This window comes from Clostridium sp. BL-8 (assembly GCF_002006495.1).
In the GTDB taxonomy this organism is placed as follows: Bacteria; Bacillota; Clostridia; order Clostridiales; family Clostridiaceae; genus Clostridium.
Genome location: NZ_LZZL01000063.1, coordinates 1 through 19,799, shown reverse-complemented (window position 1 = coordinate 19,799; position 19,799 = coordinate 1). Strand labels below are relative to the sequence as shown.

General features: G+C 29.7%; 16 protein-coding genes and 1 pseudogene. 12 read left to right on the top strand and 5 right to left on the bottom strand.

All coding sequences use genetic code 11. The features are described from left to right. Positions 1 to 123 precede the first annotated feature (123 nt). The 4 genes from CLOBL_RS19255 to CLOBL_RS19240 all read left to right on the top strand — a co-directional run bounded on the left by CLOBL_RS19255 (position 124) and on the right by CLOBL_RS19240 (position 3,780). Positions 124 to 1,974 carry a SpoIIE family protein phosphatase gene (locus CLOBL_RS19255; RefSeq protein ID WP_077860499.1) on the top strand — a complete coding sequence of 617 codons (1,851 nt, stop codon included), beginning with the start codon at positions 124 to 126 and terminating at the stop codon, positions 1,972 to 1,974. 85 nt (positions 1,975 to 2,059) lie between these two features. Continuing rightward, positions 2,060 to 2,641 carry a SiaB family protein kinase gene (locus CLOBL_RS19250; RefSeq protein ID WP_077860498.1) on the top strand — a complete coding sequence of 194 codons (582 nt, stop codon included), beginning with the start codon at positions 2,060 to 2,062 and terminating at the stop codon, positions 2,639 to 2,641. After that, positions 2,634 to 3,014, top strand: a complete 381-nt coding sequence (locus CLOBL_RS19245) for a DUF1987 domain-containing protein (RefSeq protein WP_077860497.1) — start codon at positions 2,634 to 2,636, stop codon at positions 3,012 to 3,014. Before CLOBL_RS19250 ends, CLOBL_RS19245 begins: the two co-directional genes overlap by 8 nt. A 58-nt stretch (positions 3,015 to 3,072) precedes the next feature. Further along, positions 3,073 to 3,780, top strand: coding sequence for a GGDEF domain-containing protein (locus CLOBL_RS19240; RefSeq protein ID WP_077860496.1), 708 nt, complete (start codon positions 3,073 to 3,075; stop codon positions 3,778 to 3,780). A 422-nt stretch (positions 3,781 to 4,202) separates the two neighbouring features. Here CLOBL_RS19240 and CLOBL_RS28145 read toward each other — a convergent pair whose 3' ends face one another. Beyond that, the gene (locus CLOBL_RS28145; protein WP_179117797.1) at positions 4,203 to 4,373 is read right to left on the bottom strand and encodes a hypothetical protein; all 171 of its coding nucleotides are present in this window, start codon (positions 4,371 to 4,373) and stop codon (positions 4,203 to 4,205) included. Positions 4,374 to 5,128: 755 nt separating this feature from the next. Then, complete coding sequence (locus CLOBL_RS19235) at positions 5,129 to 5,998, bottom strand: metallophosphoesterase (RefSeq protein ID WP_077860495.1); 870 nt, start codon at positions 5,996 to 5,998, stop codon at positions 5,129 to 5,131. 474 nt (positions 5,999 to 6,472) lie between these two features. Between CLOBL_RS19235 and CLOBL_RS19230 the strand changes: the two genes are divergently transcribed. From CLOBL_RS19230 to fliB, 7 genes are all read left to right on the top strand, one after another. Then, complete coding sequence (locus tag CLOBL_RS19230; protein ID WP_077860494.1) at positions 6,473 to 9,355, top strand: sigma 54-interacting transcriptional regulator; 2,883 nt, start codon at positions 6,473 to 6,475, stop codon at positions 9,353 to 9,355. Between the two features lie 18 nt (positions 9,356 to 9,373). Further along, positions 9,374 to 9,820 (top strand): PTS sugar transporter subunit IIA, encoded by a 447-nt coding sequence (locus tag CLOBL_RS19225; RefSeq protein ID WP_077860493.1) that lies wholly within the window; start codon positions 9,374 to 9,376, stop codon positions 9,818 to 9,820. A gap of 58 nt (positions 9,821 to 9,878) precedes the next feature. Then, complete coding sequence (locus CLOBL_RS19220; RefSeq protein ID WP_077860492.1) at positions 9,879 to 10,181, top strand: PTS sugar transporter subunit IIB; 303 nt, start codon at positions 9,879 to 9,881, stop codon at positions 10,179 to 10,181. Positions 10,182 to 10,251: 70 nt separating this feature from the next. Then, positions 10,252 to 11,670, top strand: a complete 1,419-nt coding sequence (locus CLOBL_RS19215; RefSeq protein ID WP_077860491.1) for a PTS transporter subunit IIC — start codon at positions 10,252 to 10,254, stop codon at positions 11,668 to 11,670. 125 nt (positions 11,671 to 11,795) lie between these two features. Then, entirely contained in the window at positions 11,796 to 13,217 is a 1,422-nt protein-coding gene (locus tag CLOBL_RS19210; protein ID WP_242953879.1) for a sn-glycerol-1-phosphate dehydrogenase, read from the top strand. Between the two features lie 65 nt (positions 13,218 to 13,282). After that, entirely contained in the window at positions 13,283 to 14,098 is an 816-nt protein-coding gene (locus tag CLOBL_RS19205; RefSeq protein WP_077860490.1) for an HAD-IIA family hydrolase, read from the top strand. Between the two features lie 374 nt (positions 14,099 to 14,472). Beyond that, entirely contained in the window at positions 14,473 to 15,684 is a 1,212-nt protein-coding gene (fliB, locus tag CLOBL_RS19200) for a flagellin lysine-N-methylase (protein WP_077860489.1), read from the top strand. A 108-nt stretch (positions 15,685 to 15,792) separates the two neighbouring features. Here fliB and CLOBL_RS19195 read toward each other — a convergent pair. Beyond that, positions 15,793 to 16,182: pseudogene (locus CLOBL_RS19195) on the bottom strand (winged helix-turn-helix transcriptional regulator). Between the two features lie 216 nt (positions 16,183 to 16,398). Between CLOBL_RS19195 and CLOBL_RS19190 the strand changes: the two are divergent. After that, on the top strand, positions 16,399 to 17,298 hold the full coding sequence (locus tag CLOBL_RS19190; RefSeq protein WP_077860488.1) for a radical SAM protein: 900 nt from the start codon (positions 16,399 to 16,401) through the stop codon (positions 17,296 to 17,298). A gap of 92 nt (positions 17,299 to 17,390) precedes the next feature. On the opposite strand, the gene CLOBL_RS19185 is transcribed toward CLOBL_RS19190, so the two are convergent. Continuing rightward, complete coding sequence (locus CLOBL_RS19185; protein ID WP_077860487.1) at positions 17,391 to 18,647, bottom strand: MBL fold metallo-hydrolase; 1,257 nt, start codon at positions 18,645 to 18,647, stop codon at positions 17,391 to 17,393. A 661-nt stretch (positions 18,648 to 19,308) separates the two neighbouring features. After that, positions 19,309 to 19,799: substrate-binding domain-containing protein (locus tag CLOBL_RS19180; protein WP_143323895.1), on the bottom strand; the 491-nt coding region annotated here is incomplete at its 5' end.

Here is a 19,799-nt window from a genome sequence, read left to right as displayed (position 1 = left end):
TATAATTTAAAAAGCTATAGGTTAATTCTGTTATTATTTTGAAGATAATGTATTGAGAAAATAAAATTTTGATAAATATTTACATATATTAAGTGAAGTGTTTAAATAAGATGAGGGTAAATGATGAAAGAAAAAATTACAGGTTATAGTGAATCGTATATAAAAAATGTGTTTAGAATAATTTCAATGGCTAGTGCAATTATATGCCTTGCAGTAATTGTTACTGGAATTTTAGGATATACAAACACAAAAGAATCACTTATAAATAAAGCAAAATCTCAAGATATCGTCTTTATAGTTAAATCAATGGCGTCTGAAATAGATAGTCGTATTAGCAGGGCTGTTGAGACTTCTTATATTTTTGCTAGAGATCCATTAAATATTGAATGGGTAAAAGGCGAAGAGCAAGATAAGGAATATGGGAAAATAATTCAAAATAAAATAGACAGTATTGCAAACTCTTATGATTATAATAATTTTTTCATAGCAGGTATAAAATCAAAACATTATTATAGAGCAAATTCTGAAAATAACGATAATGGTGAGAATTATATAGTTTTGCAAGAAGATAATCCGGAAGATAAGTGGTTTTGGAATGTACTTAAATCTAAAAAAGCAATTGATTTTAATGTTGGGTATGACAGGGCTACGGAAAATACATTTCTCTTTGTAAACACTATTATGGGAAGCGTCGATAATCCATTTGGTATAACTGGGGTTGGGATGAACATTAATGAAATAACAAAGGAATTTAAAGAGTTCAAGGTTGGGAAAGAAAGTAACCTTTGGATTATAGATGATAAAGGAATAATTCAATTATCAGATAATGTAGAGGATATAGGAAAAAAATGTAGTGAATTTGTACCTGAAGGTGTTGTTAATAATATTGAAAATAATTCGACAGATGAAAAACAAGAAGTTAAAGTATCACAATATTCTAAGGAGAATAATAAAATTGTTGATTATTCTTATTGTAAGTTAAGTTCGGGAGATTGGACTTTATTTTATGAAATACCAAGGACGGAAAGTATTTCTTTACTTGATTCACTAAGAAATAATACAATTATAAATGTAATTCTTGTATTAGCATTTTTTATGATTTTATTTTATTTTATTTCTAAAAAAATTGCTAATCCATACGAACAAGCAATTTCAATGAATAAAGAACTTGAGAATAAGGTAAATATAAGAACTCAAGAATTAAGAGAATCAAACCAAAAAATCAATGATAGCATAGAATATGCAAAAAGGCTTCAAGAGTCAATTCTTCCATCAAAAGAAGAATTAAAAAAGTCATTTATGGAGAACTTTGTTATTTGGAAACCCAAAGATACAGTGGGGGGAGATTTTTTTTGGTTAAGGGAAATAGAGGATGTATTAGTGTTTGTAGTAGGTGATTGTACGGGTCATGGAGTTCCAGGAGCGTTTATGACGATGACGGTAAATGCAATATTACATAATATAGTAAACACAATTAATAAAGAAGATCCAAGCATGATTTTACAGGAACTCCACATTCAACTAAGACAAGCTCTTAATAAAAATTCAAATCCTAGTAGTGTTGATGATGGATTGGATATTGCAATTTTCTCTATAAAGAAAAAAGCCAGCCTTATATATGCAGGTGCCAATATAGAGTTATACATTAAACGTGAGGGCGAGGTTAAAGTTTTTAAACCTCAAACTAGAGGGATTGGGTATAGGGATATAGAATTAAAAGAAAATTTAAAGAATGAAATTATACAAATCCAAAAAGGTGATATATTTATAGTTACTACTGATGGTTTTATTCATCAAAATGGAGGAGAAAGAAAATATCCTTTTGGGAAAAAAAGATTGTGTAATATGATAAAAGAATGTGAGTTTAAAGATTTTGAATCAATAAAATCAAATTTTGAGAACACAATGGAAGTTTACAAAGGAACTGAAGAGCAAAGAGATGATATTACTGTTTTAGGATTTAAAATGAAATAAAAATATTAAATTGTTATTTTTTTTATGTGTCTAAAACACATTATTTCAAAATAAATAATTATTTGAGAAAAGGAGATGAATTTGTGTGTTAGATAATAATTTTAATCTATATAATTTTTATAATAATATCAAAAAAGAAAAAATAATATTTTGTTATAGTGGACCAATAGCACAGTCAACTATAGAAGGAATAGGAACTACATTAAGACTTAACTTAAAAATGGAAGAGGCAGATATGAGTTCTTCCCAAAAAATATTTTCAGTTTTTATTGAGCAAATGCAAAATGTATTAAACTATTCCCAAGAAAAGATTGTAAATGATAAGGAATTAGAAAAGGAACTTAAAATTGGTGTTTTAGTTATAGGACAAGAGGAAAATAATTTTTACGTTTATTGTGGAAATAAAGTTTACAATAGTGATGTTGAAAAAATACAAAGTAGAATGGATGAATTAGAGGGGCTTAGCCAAGAAGAACTTAAGGAACTATATAAAAAGAGAAGAAAAAGCGAGTTACTGGAAGGGAGCAAGGGGGCTGGTTTAGGGCTTATTGAAATGGCACGTAAGTCAGGCAGACCTATTGAAAGTTCTTTTACAAAAATTAATGATGAATTTTCATTTTTTTCAATAAAGGTCCTAGTTTTTGGAGGTAAAAAAAGAAATGGATAGTTTAATAATAGAAAAAACAGTTTCCACACCATATATTAACTTAAATTATGATGAGAGAAAGTTAATAATTTCTGGGGAATCTTTTCCGGAAAATGCAGCCAAGTTTTATGAACCAGTAATGAGCTGGATTAAAGAATATCTTGAGCAGCTTACAGAAGAAGAAACTATAATAGAATTTGAGATGATTTATTTTAATTCAAGTACCTCTAAAATTTTTATGACTATTTTAGATTTATTTGATGAGGAAGTCGAGAAAGGAAAAAATATAAAAATTCATTGGATTGCTTCAGAAGATAATGATATAGCGATAGAATGTGGAGAAGAATTTAAGGAAGATCTTGAATTTATTGAATTTAAGATTGTCGTAAATTAAATAATTTGGTTTCACATAATGTTAGTTTTATAGCAAAAGCAGTAAGGAGGAGAAACTTATGGGATCTATCTTCATAAAAGAAGAAGAAATCCTTGAAAATTCAGTTTCAATATTGGAATCTAGTGTTATTGAAACTGAAAAGGATAGAGAATTATATGGAAATCTTGTAGGTGAATATAAGGAACTTTTAGAACAAATGAAGAGAATGATAAAAGTGTCAGACATAATGGAAAATAAACTTAATCTTGTTCGACGTTCGATAGATGAAATTTCTAAATTTGATTTTTTAACTAACGTTTATAATAGGCGTCATTTTGACATGGTATTGACTGAGGAATGGAAGAAAAGCGAAGAAGCTAATAATTGTTTAGCAATTCTTATGATTGATATAGATAAGTTTAAAGAATACAATGATAAATACGGTCATGTAGAAGGAGATAAATGTCTTCAGAACATTTCAACAATTATTAAGAATGTAGTTAATAAATCAAATAGTGTTGTTTCAAGATATGGTGGAGAAGAATTTATTGCTTTAATTTCAAACTCAGATTTGGAAAAGGCAAAGTACATAGCAGAAAATATAAGAAAAGATATAGAAAAATCAGGCATTTTGCATGAAGCATCAGAACATAGAAGTGTTACAGTATCTATTGGAGTTGCTGCTGCTATCCCTAATATGCAAATACAACCTGAAGACTTAATTGTTATGGCGGATCAGGCTCTTTATAGAGCTAAAAGTTCTGGAAGAAATAGGATAGAAACATAATTATTTCTTGCATAAAATAATTAAAACTTGATTGGATTATAATGAAAAGTATTGGGTTGTGTATATCATGGCCTTTTTTTGTTTATCTCTTCAGTTAAATACTTTTAGAATAAAATTGCATAACAGTTATAAAGTAAACGGTAGACCATAATAAGTACCTCGTATTTTATTTTCATTTTTGAGATAAGTAATCCAACCTTTAGAACAGATATGGTAAAACCATCTTTTAATATTACAAAAATGACTTGTAATTGAAAAATGGTTTATTTATGAACTTTAATCTCTTGAGTTTGCTTTCATTAACTATCCAATTCAAGATAAATGTGTTGTGGAATAATATACAAATTTTAAAAATGGCAGCATTGAAAAGAGTAAAAATAGCGCTTCCAATTTCCCATTATATTGCATTAGTAAAAACTGTTTTAACTTGAAATATCAAAAGTTAATTGGACATATTTGGGATTACAAAGTACTTCAGCAATTAACTTTGCTAACTTTGATAGCGGCAGAATATTCACCTTAATCCCCACAGAAGTTCTTTTAACAAAACCTCTTATATTTCCAATAGTTTTTACTAGAGCTTTAACTCCCATATTTTCTAGTTCAGCACAATAAAGAACTGTAGATTTGAACCAACTTATAAGGTTATGCGTTAAGAATACAAGCCATAGAAATCCGTATATTCCATAGAATTTTGATGTTCTTAAATTCTTAATATAGGATACATCTTGAAGGCTTGGTATTATCCTTTATTTATTTTTCGGAAACTATAATATGGAAAATGCTATAGATTCATTTGTTCGAAACTTAGGTAATTAAGTAAAATTATTAATATGAATCCATTCAGGTCTAAAATAATATGAAATTTATTGGTGGATTTTAAAGGTCACGTTTCGCCTCCACCATGAAACCCACAAAAATCTAAAATTTGGATTTTCGTGGGTTATTTTAGTTATTAGACGTTTAGAAAATGAGTTCGCATCTTTGCAGGAAGAAATTTAGTATATACAAAGGTGAACCGTATCATAAGTAACGCTTTTTTTGTAAATAAGTATTAAAGGGTTTACTGGTGATTAGTAAGTTCCTAATGAATACTAAATGTAATATTATCAAAAATCTAAATTAGAGGTATCAGAATTAGAATTATGAAGCTGGTTGAAAAGAAAGCTTTGAATAAGATCTCATGAACAATCATTAAAGAATTGTTGAAATTATACAAAGTCATTTATTATGTAAAAATGTACCCTATATTTTGAGGGCACATTTCTTAATTAATATTCTGATTTATGAATTTTATAGATTTGCTTCTTAGTTGTAACGAAATCTTTTATTTCATCACGTTCATTATCTACGGGGATACAGGTTCAGTTGCTCTCTGCCATCCTACAGGAACAAGTTGTGGTGTAACTACACTATAATTACCATGGTTTTGAATATTTATTACAACAATATGGAATCGAGCACCTACATTAAGAGTTGCTCCGCCGCCACCTGAAAGAATGAATTTAACATCATGTGCTTTAGCCAGTTGAAAATCATGAATGTGACCTATAAGAACACTTGAGACTCTGTTCCTTACTATTTTATAAAAGTCTCTTCTTCCTCTTTCGTTTGGGAATGCATCGTCTCCAACCCAATTAAGTTCCGGTTCTCTTGGTGGAACATGCATAGTGACAAAAACATTCGTAGAGCATCTAACGTCCGATAAACTGTTGGCCAAGAATTCCAGTTCATTTTCTGTCAGACCATATTCATTATAAACATAATGATATAAAGAATTAAGCCCAACCATCCTGAGTCTGAAGCTAGGCAAATCAATAGACCAATGAATATCTTCCGGGCCAATAATATTTTTATAGTTATCTAGGGAAAGTGTAGTACCTAATCTTGCGGCATCATGATTACCTGGAACCATAAAAAAAGGCACTCTATCACCGTTTTTATCTTTATTTAAACTTTTGATTTTTTCAACTAAGAAATTGAGGTTATCTTCGGTACCAGTGAAGTCACCATCACCACCATAGGCAAAAAGTAAGGGGTTAAAATCCATTGCTCTCTGCATAGCTACTTCAAAAATGTCATTGCTTACAAATCTTATATCACTTCCTGTACTGCGCTGAACCCAGCTATCACCAAAAAATACTATATTATAATTATTTGGATTCCGCTTGCTTTTGATAACCTGCAGATCAGCAAATGACTGATCAAAGAGAGTCATAATCATCCCTCCATAAAAATAAAAGATATTGTATCTCTGTTAATATAATATTCAAGGAGGTAAAGAGGTGTTACAAAGCATGGGATGGATGTTTAACAAAAGGCTGGAAAAATCACTTTCATTTATGAAAAAACTCAAGCTGGAGAGCCCATCCATGTCATTTTAGAGCTTTTCGATGCTGCATAAGTGTCTTTTTAGTTATTTATCTGGAAATATTTATTTGCAATTCCACTCGTTTATAGTTAATATTTACTAGGTGTAAATTAATGTAATTAGCATGTTCTTTTATGCGCTTAAGATAGCCTGATTTTAATATACATTTTGTTAATCGATTATCATACAAAATGTATATTTGATCAAAATGTAAATGATTTAGTGCATGCAAGTAATAGCAATGCTTAAGATAACGTTATAAAAAGGAAATAAGTATGGCATGGAAATTGCTATATAAAATCTATGAGAGGAATTAATATTATGGATTTAGAAAATAAAATTATAAAAATGATAAATTCTGAAAATAAAAAGAATCCATTAACTGATGCTCAAATTGCTAAGTTTTTAGGTGTAGCGAGGGAGTCCATCACTAATTTAAGAAAGGAATTAAATATACCTAACTCTAGACAAAGGCGATATCCCTATTTAAAAGTTGCAACATCATCTATTTTGAAAAAAAATAAAAATATTGCTGTCTCTGAGCTTACAAGAGAATTATTAGCTGAAGGATTTGATGTGTCAAGACGAATTGTTGAAGAAATCTTAGCTAAAGATAATTTTGATATTAATAAAGTGAAGGCCCAAAAAGAAGAAGTTACTGACGCTTTTAATTCTTTAATTGGGAGTAATGGAAGTTTAAAAAATTCCATTGAACAAGCTAAGTCTGCAATTTTATATCCACCTAAGGGCTTAACAACATTAATTGTTGGAGAGAGTGGAGTTGGAAAAAGTAAATTTTCTGAATGTATGTATGAATTTGCTAAAAGAAGAAAAGTTATAAAAGAAAATGCTTCTTTTGTAGTATTTAATTGTGCTGACTATGGTGATAATCCACAACTATTGTTATCACTTTTATTTGGTCATAAAAAAGGAGCATTTACGGGTGCAGATACAGACGCATCTGGATTAGTAGAAGAAGCCAATGGAGGAGTACTTTTTTTAGATGAAATTCATAGATTACCGCCTAAAGGTCAAGAAATACTTTTTTCAATTATGGATAGAGGAAAATTCAGAAGACTAGGTGAGGCAAATTCAGAAAGAAAAGTTAATTTAATGTTGATTGGAGCAACTACTGAAAACATAGAAGCTAATTTACTATTAACATTTAGAAGAAGAATACCAATGGTAATAAGATTATCACCTTTACATGAAAGACCAGTAAGAGAAAAAATAGATATTATATATAATGAATTTCAATCTGAATGTAATCGAATAGATGCTAAAATTTTCGTTGATAAAAAAGTCGTAGAGATATTAGCATTGAAAAAGTTTAGTGCAAATATTGGACAATTACAAAATATGATTCAAGTTTTGTGCGCAAGAGCTTTTATGACATATATAAATAATGAAGATACTAACAAAGAGTCTTTAATTATAGATATGAATCAAATATTAAAAATAAATGATTCATTTAAAGACATAAAATTTCAAGATGTTAATCAAGCTGAAATAAGGAAGTATGTGAAGGATTCAATATTTATTCCATTTATGTTAGAAAATCAGTTAAGAGAAGAGTATGCAGATAGTGATGAAAATATGTTTCCAGAGGATATATATAGACAAATTGAAAAGAAATATTATGAACTTAAGAAGATAGATATACGAGAAACTGATATAGAAAATATTCTTTGGGCATTTATACAAAATAGTTTTACAAATATTGAAACTAATTTTACTTATGAACAATCATTTTCTATGAATGATTTAAGAAGTTTTGTAAGTGAAGATTTAATAGATTATATAGAAACTTTCATGAAGGAGTTAAGTAAAGACAATCCATTGTTAGAAATTAATAAAAATGTATTTAAATATTTAGCTATACATGTAGAAGAAAGTATTAAAAGAATAAGGTTAAAACAAAAAATAATAAATGTAGATAAAATTATAAGTGATACAACTTATGAATATGAAATGGCAAAAAAATTTGTTAAAGAACTTGAAGAAATAAAAAACATAGAAATACCTAATGATGAAATTGGATTTATAGGTCTTTATATAAAGGCTGCATTAAGATCTGAAAATAAAAGAGATAAGGTTGGGTTGATGATAATTTCTCATGGTAAAATAGCTACCGCTACAATTAATGTAGTTAATGAGCTGTTAGGAATAAGATTTCCAGTTGCAGTAGATATGCCTTTAGATGAAAATCCAATTAATATATACAATAAAGTAGTTGAATTATCTAAAATAATCGATCAAGGTAAAGGAATATTGTTTTTAGTGGACATGGGGTCATTAACGAACATAGGAGATATAGTAAATAAAAGAACTGGCATAAAATCAAGAACAATAGATAGAGTTGATCTTATAATTGCCTTAGAAGCAGCAAGAAAGGTTTCAATAAGAGATGGAGATCTTGACGAAATATACTTTTCTTTAATAAAGGATAGACTTGGACATAGATACTTCACGGATAATATATCAGATAAACCTAAAGCGATAATATCTTTATGTTTAACCGGTGAAGGCATGGCTAAATATATAAGTAAATGCCTGGGGGATAGATATGATAATGTAAATTTCTATGAAATGAGCGCATTAGATGAAAATTTATCAGAAAAGATAATTAAATTAAAAGAAGTGAATAACATCCTAGCAGTTATAGGAACAATAGATCCAGAAATACAAGGAATAAATTTTATACCATATGATAAGGAAGTTTTAAACAATTTAAATATAGATACCTTAAGGAATGGAAATGAAGAATTAAAGTATTATGAAAGAGTTGTTGATGAAGATTTACTAATCTTTGAACCAGATATATATTTCAAAAAAGATTTATTAGAGTATATATGTTCAATACTTATAAATAAAGGAATTGTAGATAAAGAATATTTATCATCAGTTATTAATAGGGAAAGTTTAGCTCCAACATATTTAAAAGGAGAAATAGCAGTACCACATGGAGAATCTTCATATGTAAATAAGACAAGCTTCGTATTTATTAAAGTAAAAAGTCCAATTGATTGGGGTGTTGGGAATGTAAATATAATATGTATGCCAGTTTTTAAAGCAAATGGCAAGGTAATTGTAAAGAATATTCTAAAGATCTTAGAAGATAAAACATTTATAAATCATATGAAGAATAGTCTTAGTGAACTGGATTTTAAAAATATAATTTTAAATAAATTTAAAGAAATATAGCACATAGGAGGTATAATAATGAATTTAGATTTAATTGCATTAAATTTAGAAGTAAAAAATAAAGAAGAGGTTATAAGGGAATTAGGAAAGAGAATGTTTGAAAAAGGCTATGTAAAGCATACTTACATAGATGCAGTTCTAGAAAGGGAAAAAACTCTTCCTACAGGATTAGATATTGGAGAAATGTGTGTAGCAATTCCACATACAGATTCAAAGCATGTAAATGAATCTAATGTAGCACTAGCTGTTTTAAAGAATTCTGTAGATTTTAATAATATGATAGAACCTAGTAAAAAAGTTCAAGTAAGGGTTGTGTTTTTATTAGCTATAAATGATCCCGATTCTCAAGTAAGTCTATTAAGCAAATTAATGTCAGTTTTTCAGAATGTGAATTTATTAAAACAAATAAGGAATTCATCAAATATAGAAGAGGTGGCAAAATTATTAGAATTTATAGAAATATAGCATTTAAAATTATAACAAATTTTAAGCTTATATAATAAATTTTTAGGAGGAATATAATATGAAATATGTCAACGTATTATCAGTTTGTGGTTCAGGAACAGTAACATCATCTATGGTTGCAGGAAAAGTAAAAGAAACTTTAAAAGAAAAGGGGATAAGTGTATCCACAACTGAGGCAAGACCAACTGAAGCACTAAATTTAGCTGAATCAGGAAGATTTGATCTCATTGTTTACACAAGTCCGCTACCAGCTGGAGATTATAAAATACCAACTATCAATGCATTTGCATGTCTTACTGGAATGGGAGAAGATAAGTTTTTTGAAGACTTGTTGAAAACTGTAGATGAACTAAATAAATAGAAAAAGATTGAGATGAAAACGTTTAGTAATTGATATGTAAATAAAATTTTGACAATAGGAGGGATTGAGTATGTTAGCATTTCTTAAATCAATAATTGACACATTTGGATCAGCAATAATAGTTCCGTTTATTATATTTGTAATAGCAAAAGTTTTTAAAATAACAACAAAAAAATCATTTCTTTCAGCTATATATGCAGGTGTTGCGCTACAAGGTTTTTCGCTAATATTAAATTCATTTACACCAATAGTGACACCAGTTATAAATAGAATGGTTCAAAGTACAGGTGTAAATCGTCCTGTATTTGACGTGGGGTGGCAAGCTACATCTTTAGTTGCTTTCTCTTCAAGTGCGGGTATGATATATCTTGGATTGGGAATTTTATTACAAACTGTTTTATTCCTAATTAAATGGACAGATGTTTTCCAACCATCAGATTTATGGAATAACTATTCGTATATGGTTTGGGGAGCTATGGTTATTGGAGTAACAGGTAGTTTCACACTAGGTATAGCTTGTATGGTTTTACTAAATTTATATAGTTTATTAATATCAGAATTAGTAGCAAAGAGATGGTCAAATTATTATAAATATCCGAACTGTACAATAATAGCTATGCATAATGTTGAAGCATCGATATTTGCAGTTGTTACAGATCCATTATACAATGCATTAGGCTTTAATAAAATTAAATTGAATCCAGCGCAATTAGAAAAGAAATTAGGTTTCTTTGGAGAACCAATGACATTAGGATTATTTTTAGGAATGTTTATAGGTATATTGGGTAATGTTACAAGAATAGGTACTATGGATGCATGGGGAGAAATATTAAAATTAGGTGTTGCAACTAGTGCAGTTATGGCTATTTTCCCTAAGGTTGCTAGTATGTTTGCACAAGCATTTGTGCCAATAACAGATGGAGCAAGAAAGTTTATGAAAAATCAAGGGAATCGTGAATGGTTTATAGCAGTAAATGATGCAGCAGGATATGGTGAACCAGCAACATTAATTTCAGGATTAATACTAATCCCATTTATGCTAGTACTAGCAATGGTACTTCCAGGAAATCAAGTTTTACCTGTAGTTGACTTACTTGCCCTTCCATATATGGTTCAAGGTTTAGTTGCTATATACAATGGAAATATTTTTAAAGTTTTACTTTCGGGTATAATATGGTTTGGATTGGGCTTATATGTATGTACATTTACAGCACCATTATTCACATCAATGGCAGTTGGAGTAGGTGTAGCTATACCAGCAGGTGCTATGATGATTACAAGTTTCAATATATTAGGAAAGCCTTTAATGGGATTAGTGTTTTTGGCATTCTTAACAGGTAATCCAGTGTTTATTGCAATTGCAGTAGCAGTATACATCGCTTTATGGGCATTATTTAAGAAGAACAAAACTGGAATTGTTGAATATTTAGAGAAACAAGCATTAAAAAATATAACTGATGATGGAGCAACGACTAGCATTGTAGGTTAGTATAGTTAAATTATTTACAGGAAGTTTATAAGGCATTAGAAAGAAAATAGACTAGCATACTGACTTGTTATTTTTTGATAGTGCCTTAAAGTAAAACTTAGCTTAAATTGTTAAAGAGTGCTCAAATGTACTCTTTAACACCATGGGTTTTTTGTAATGAAAGGATGATGGTTATAGTGGATGTAACAAATTTAAAAGTAGAAGAACTTATTGGAATGAATTTTGAGTGTGAATGTGGAAAAAGGCATAGTGTAGAAATCAATTCGGTAAAGATAGGAAATAATATAATAGAAAGGCTCCCAGAGTTTCTTAAAGAATTTAAAAATAAAAAAATATTAATTGTACAAGATGTTCACACATATGTTGTAGCTGGAAAAAGGGTAGAAGAAATATTACAGAATGATTTTTCCTTAAAAAAATTTGTATTTCCACAGGAGCACTTGTTGCCTGATGTGTATGCTCTTGGAAGAGTCCTTATGGAGATAGAAGATGATACAGCACTTATACTTGGAGTAGGTTCAGGCGTTATCAATGACATATGCAGGTATGTTGCTTACAGGGTGCATGTGGATTATGCAATAGTTGGTACTGCACCATCCATGGATGGTTACGCTTCCGTAGTATCTCCTTTAATCACAGATGGGTTTAAAGAGTCCCATAAAGCGATATATCCTTATGGAATATATGCAGATATTGAGATTATGAAGAATGCCCCAATGTATTTACTTTGTTCAGGACTTGGTGATGTATTAGGTAAATATATTGCTTTGGCAGATTGGTCAATTGCAAATATCTTAACAGGAGAATATTATTGCAAAACTATTGCAGATATGGTTCAAGCTGCAGTAGATAAATGTGTTGATGCTGCACCAAGGATTCCTCAAAGGAATGATGAAGTTGTAAAAAATATAACAGATGCATTAGTTCTGTCAGGAATAACTATAGGAATGGCAGGAGCTTCAAGACCTGCATCCGGTTCAGAACATCATATTGCCCATGGCTGGGAAATAATGTTTCATACAAGAAATAGTGAAGAAAAATGGGTACATGGGAACTTTGTCGGAGTAGGTACAGTGGTTATGTCCATGGTATTTGAGGTGTTAAGGGATTTAGATATAGAGAGTGTTATGTCTAAGAGAAGTTTCAGAACTTATGATATGAATAAATGGAGACAAAATATTGAAAGCGTATTTGGTAAAGTGGCAAATAATGTAATTAACTATAAGAAGGATTCAATCGAATTGAATCCAGATAAGAGACAGGAGAATGCAGAAAGGATTGCCTCAAGCTGGAAGGACATTCTTTATATTGCAAATACTATAGTACCAAGTTCTGATGACATAAAAAAAATATTACAGGACGGTGGCTGTGTATGGCATCCTGAAGAGCTTGGAATTGATAAAAATTTATTTGTTAAGACATTCATTGCAGCAAAGGATATAAGAACTAGGTATGGTGTTGTGCATTTGATTGATAATCTTGGATTAACAGAGGAAATTGCTAATTTAATTGCGGATAAATTGTATAAGGCACAGCCCAAAAAATAACAAATTCATGTGCCTAAGTCCAACAATATATAAGACAATTATATGTTTTAATTTGGAGGTAAAAAATGAATGAATTAAATGATATTAAATGTTTTCTATTAGATATGGATGGAACTTTTTATCTTGGAAATACACTTATTGATGGTGCATTAGACTTTTTAGATATTTTAAAAAGTCAGCAAAAGAAGTTCATATTCTTAACAAATAACTCTTCGAAAAATAAATCAACCTATAAGCAAAAGCTTTCAACCCTTGGGTGCAAGGTTTATGAAGAACAAGTTTATACATCTGGTGAAGCTACCATATGGTATATGAAGAAAAATTGCCCAGGTAATAAAATATATCTAATGGGTACAGAACCACTTATGAAAGAATTCGAAAATGCAGGATTTATATTAGTTAATGACAAAAATGACAAGCCGGATTATGTAGTTCTTGGTTTTGATACTACACTAACCTATGAAAAAATATGGACAGCTTGTGATTATATTAGAGAGGGAATACCATTTATAGCTACTCATCCAGATTTCAATTGTCCAATTGAAGACAGTAAATATATGCCGGATACTGGCTCTATGATAAGAATGTTTGAGGCATCCACAGGTGTTTCGCCTGTAGTTATAGGTAAGCCATATGGATATATAGTAGAGGCTATCATTGAGAAGTATGGCCTTAAAAAAGAAGATGTGGCAATTGTAGGAGACAGACTTTACACTGACATCAAAACTGGCGTAAATGCAGGGATAACTAGTATTCTTGTATTAAGTGGTGAGACATCAGAAGAGATGTATGAAAAGTCTGACATAACTGCAGATTATGTATTTTCATCAATAAAGTATATTGGTGAAGAACTTAAGCAGTTTCAGAAGATCTTTATTTAATTGCTGCACTTTTTGGGCAAACCATAAAGGAAGCGAAGGAAAGCCTTTGAATTAGAAAAAAATATAAAGGTATTGCAATGCAATTTGTAATGCCTTTATATTTTGTATAAAAGCAATTTAAGTTAAATATACGTTATTTTGATGATATAATAGCTTTAGGCACAATCAAGGAAATAACAAGTCAATTTACTAGTCTATTTTCCGTCAAGGGGAAACTCCACTCGCGTACACTTACGTCGGCAAATTGACATAAAAGGTCCGCTATGAGGTCAATTTGCTTCCTTGCTTAATGAAAAAATATACATGGCAACTTTGGCCTTGATATTTTCTTTCATGTGCCGTAGATAAAATATTAAAAGGTAAGGAAGATAAAAATGCAAAAGAATGTTAAGATGATATATCCATTCTATATTGATAAGTTTCAGTGTATTGGAGGAAAATGTGAAGATAGTTGTTGCATTGGATGGGATATAGATATTGATAAAGAAACATTTAAAAAATATCACAAAGTTACAGATGAAGCAATGAAAAAGATGTTCCAAAAAAATGTTCATAACAATGAATATTGTACTAATAAAGATTTAGATTATGGAAGAGTTAAATTAAGCAAAACAAAAAGATGTCCGTTTTTAGATGATGAGAATTACTGTTTGATTCAAGGGAAATTTGGTGAAGATTATCTTTCTAGTGTTTGTAGCCAATTTCCTCGAGTACTAAATAAAGTAGATAATCATTACGAAATATCCCTAGATGTAGCATGTCCAGAGGCAGCAAGAATTATTCTTGGAAGTAAAGAGAAAATAGAATTTAAGGAAAGTGAGAAAAGTTTAGGTAAGTATATTATGTCAGGTGTACTTGATACTAGAGCATCTGAATTCAAAGATACACCTATAAAGTATTTTAAAGAGATAAGAGATTTTTCAATAAAAATAATACAAAATAGAAACTTAAAGTTCAGTTCTAGATTATATGTCTTAGGGGATTTTTTAAATGAACTAGAAGATATAGAAAATGATGAAATAGAAGAATTTATAAGAGAATATGATATAGAAAATGAAGCTGAGTCTTATAAAAGAGAACGTATGAATTATGCACTTCAAATTTCATTTTTGAAGAATATAATTGATTCTTTAGATATATTAAATGAAAATGATAGCCATAAATTTAAAATGTACACTAAAGAACTTATGCAGGGATATAATATTAAAGATAATGAAGAGATAATTGAAAATAAGGAAAAATATATAAATGCATTTGAAAAATATACAGAAGAATATATAGAAAGCAATAGCCACATATTTGAAAGTTATATGGTTAATTTTATATATAATAATCTATTTCCTTTTTCAGAAAGCGATTGTATGTTTGATGGATATATTCTACTTTTATTTAGATATTCATTAATGAGATTTTATCTAGTTGGAAAATACATATATAATGGAAAAGATTCCGTAGAAGATATGGTAGAGTTTATTCAAGTATTTGCAAAAGCAGTAGAGCATGATAAGAACTATAGAAGCGAAATCCTAGAATATATTAAAGAAAATAGCTATGATAATATGGAATTCGCAAAAATGCTTTTGTAGTAAGGGGCTGTTGTACTAAATAATTAGTGCACAGCTCCTTTTACGTAAAAAATAAATCTCAAACTCTAATAGGGTTAAGAGGCTGGATGCTTTCATATAGACAGCTTTTTAGAGCTCTTTATCTACTTCTTCTCTATTCGTATATGGGTTTACATAACCTGGACATAGGTGAGTTTCACTCCAGTACATCATGGCATTCAAAACTGGAATAAAGCTTTCTCCTAATTCACTTAGAGTATACTCAACCTTCGGCGGAATTTCTTTATAAATTTCCCTATGTAAAAAGCCGTCTTCCTCAAGTTCTCGGAGTTGTTTGGTAAGTGTAGACTGTGTTATACCATTTAGACGACGTATCAACTCACCGAAGCGTTGAACTTTATAAAAAGCTATATATCATAAAATTAATATTTTCCATTTACCGTTTAATACAGATTGCAGCATACTCATTGGTACACAATGAGACATCAAATTCTTGTCACGAAATTTATTATCTGCCATATTATCCCTCCGATTCATGAACAGTATACCTCATGAAAAAAGAAAAATCAATGTACTACTTTTTCTTGTACATAGTATTAAAAATAGTACTACAACCATAAAAAGACCGTACTTGAATAAAAAAAATATCTACTGTAACATATAAATCAGAAACGGGAGGCCATTATCTTAAGACTCGCTTCATGGAGAAAAATTACTCTAAAAGGAGAGATAAATATGCATTATACTGGAACCATTTGGAGACCTCCATATGAGGCTTCATCATTATTAATTGAAGTTACCGCAGGCTGTACGCATAATAAGTGCAAATTTTGCACTCTCTATGATGATCTTCCTTTCAAATTTAGAATGTCACCTTTAGATGATATAGAAGAAGATCTGTTAGAAGTACAGGCAGAACTTAGTAGCTGGAATAGTCAGAAAATTAATCGTGTTTACCTAACTGGAGCTAATCCTTTTGTTTTGAAATTTCAAAGGCTAAAAGAAATTGCTGAACTGATTCATAAATATCTACCTGATTGTAAGACAATAGGCTGTTTTTCTCGTGTTACTGATATTGATCTTAAGACAGATGAAGAGTTAAAGGATTTGCAGGATCTTGGCTATGATGGTATTACCATAGGCGTGGAAACTGGGGATCAGAGAATACTTGAATTTATGAATAAGGGATATGCTCCTGAGGAAATTATAACACAGAGCCACCGTCTGGATGCTGCAAATATCAAGTATAATTACTTTTATCTTGCAGGTATCTCGGGTTCAGGGCGGGGAAAAATAGGTGCATTAGAAACAGCTAAAATATTCAATCAAACAAATCCACAGATTATCGGTTCATCCATGCTTACTGTCTATCCAGAATCTGAGCTGTATGTTGAGATTCAGTCAGGTAATTGGTCAGAAGAAACAGAAATAGAGAAACTAGATGAATTAAAAACACTCATTGAAAATTTGGATATTCCCGTATATTTCGCGACTCTAGGTGCATCAAACGCAATTTTTGTTCAAGGGCAGCTTCCAAAGGACAAAGATGTAATGGTTAAACACCTTGAGAAGGTATGCAAAACTCAAAGTGAATCTGAATTGAGACATTATCGCGTACAACTAAAACACCTTTGATTTTTATCTTATAGTTAATAGCTGCAACACTCCAACTTATACAAGTTGGAGATAATGGTTGCATGTTTTTTAGAAAACTAAAATAATAAAATTTAGTTTTCTAAGTTCCAGTTTTCTTCTGTTGCATATATTGAAACTCCATCTTTTTCGCTAGTTTCATATATGGTAACGCCCGTTGAAATCAAATTATTGTAAGCAGACTTAGAGGTATCTGAATTTATGTTTTCCGCGGATCTGCTTATAACTCCAAATTCTGGCTTAACATATCTAAGAAAATTTATTGTTGATGATGTATCATATCCATGATGGGGAACTTTTATTACATTAACTTCTGATCCATTTAATAATTTATTTGCGACAAAATCTTTTTCAGCCCTCCATTGCATATCCCCAGTATATAATACATGTAAATTTCCGTAATTTAAATATATAATTGCAGATTTATTATTCCAGTAATCTATTAAATGGTCACCTTTTATTGGTCTAGGTTCGAAATCTTTATCGGATTGTATAAATTGTAATATATTATTTGCATCTATGAATTGACCTTTTGCTATAGTAGTAGTTTCAATTCCATTTTCACTGATATAATCTACTATATTTTTATACATATCATAATCTTGTTTTAGTGAGTCAAGATTAGCAGGAGTTTCTTTGGTTAAATCCATATCAGCATACCAATCGGTTACCTTTGGAATATTAGGAAGATATACTTTATTGACTTGAAAATTATTAAAGATTGGAATTAACCCACCCATATGGTCGCCATGAGGATGTGTAAGTACAATATAATCAATTAGTGGCTTTCCATTCTTACTTTTTAAATCTTGTTCTTTTAAGAAATTTACAACTTTCTCAGAATGGTTAAAATCACCAGTATCAATCAATATTGTTTCTCCATTTGGAAGTTTAATGTATGAGCAATCTGCATTTCCTACACTTAAAAATTTTATAAATAAGTAGTCTGTCATTTTTCCAGGGCCTTTATATTCACCTGAATCATCAAAGCTCTCCATTTTGCCATTGATAATTATATCTCCGACTGCAAGTGAATGATCTGCCTTAACATAATATTTTTTACTGTCAATGGTAATCCATTTATTAGATACCATTATACCTTCGTTTGTTGAATAATATTTTTTATTGTTATAGTCATAAATTCCAGTTTGTAGCTTTCCTGACATATCAAAGGAATACCAATTATTATTTATGAATTTTTTACTAAATGTTACTCTTCCTTCATTGTTTAAATGATCTTTTGTTACATACGAATTGATTCCAATAAATGAAAAACATAAAGCAAATATAATAGGAATTAGTATTAGTGTTTTTATTATATTTTTTTGCATCTTTACTGTTGCCTCTTTAATATTTGTAATTCATTAGTAATATTATTCTTTGAATTTTTAATCTATAATGCAACAAATAAGGAATTAACTACAAACTAACAAAATCTTAACTCAATCATAAAATTCAATCTCATTTTTTATAATAAGATAATGTTAATTATCCTTCTCAAAAATTAACTGAAACTGGACCCACATAATACAAAGTTAAGTAAAAAAATAGATATGCTGGAGCAGGAAGGTAGAGGAAAGCAGTAAAGTTTATAGTGAATTTGAAAGGTCACACTTCGCCTCCACCATAAAAAGCACGACCATTTGCATGTAGCTTGAATAGCTGCGTACAGGTGGTCATGCTTTTTTAGTGTCATGAGTAGCGTCACAATTTAAACCACTAAAATCTGAGAATATCGTTATCTTTTTTGTGATATTTAATTCTCTGTAATTTGCATAACAAATAATGTTCAGAAAATGTGTGCTATATCTTATATTTACAAAATTTACAAATAACTAAAAGGAAGTGAATTCATTTAATAATAAATCCACTTCCTACTGCAACCTGCCAAGCTATAAAGTTTAGCGGTTATAGTATTTGGTAAACTTATAAAAAATATACTAGAGAAAATAATACAGGTACTAAAATAATTAAATTAATCTAACATTATTATCAACCTAAATTAACGGATACACATCCAAGAGGAACAGTTATTAATTTTCCAGTATAGTCAATTGTACAGTTTGTGCCATCAATAATATTTCTGTTATTAAATAAGTTTACTTCAAATTTATAGAAATTGTTAGCTAAATTATATGTATTTAGAAGAACAGTTCCAGTCATTTCACCAATTTTTATTAAATCAAGTGCTTCAGGTATGCCACCAACTCCAACGACAGCTATCTTTTTTTCTTTATTACCTAAGTTATAGCCATTTGCTTGTAGTGTTTTTACAGTATTTATAGCAGCACTATCTTCATCAGTAATTATTAAATCTATATTATTGCCAAATCTTAAGAAAAATTGATAAACATCTTCTTTAATTTGGGATGGGAGATAGTAATAAAATTTTTCTGCAATTCTTTTACTTTTAATATTGTTATTGTTTATTTGCAAAACAGAATATTTTATTCTAGTCGTAGATATTATATTATCAGGTGATC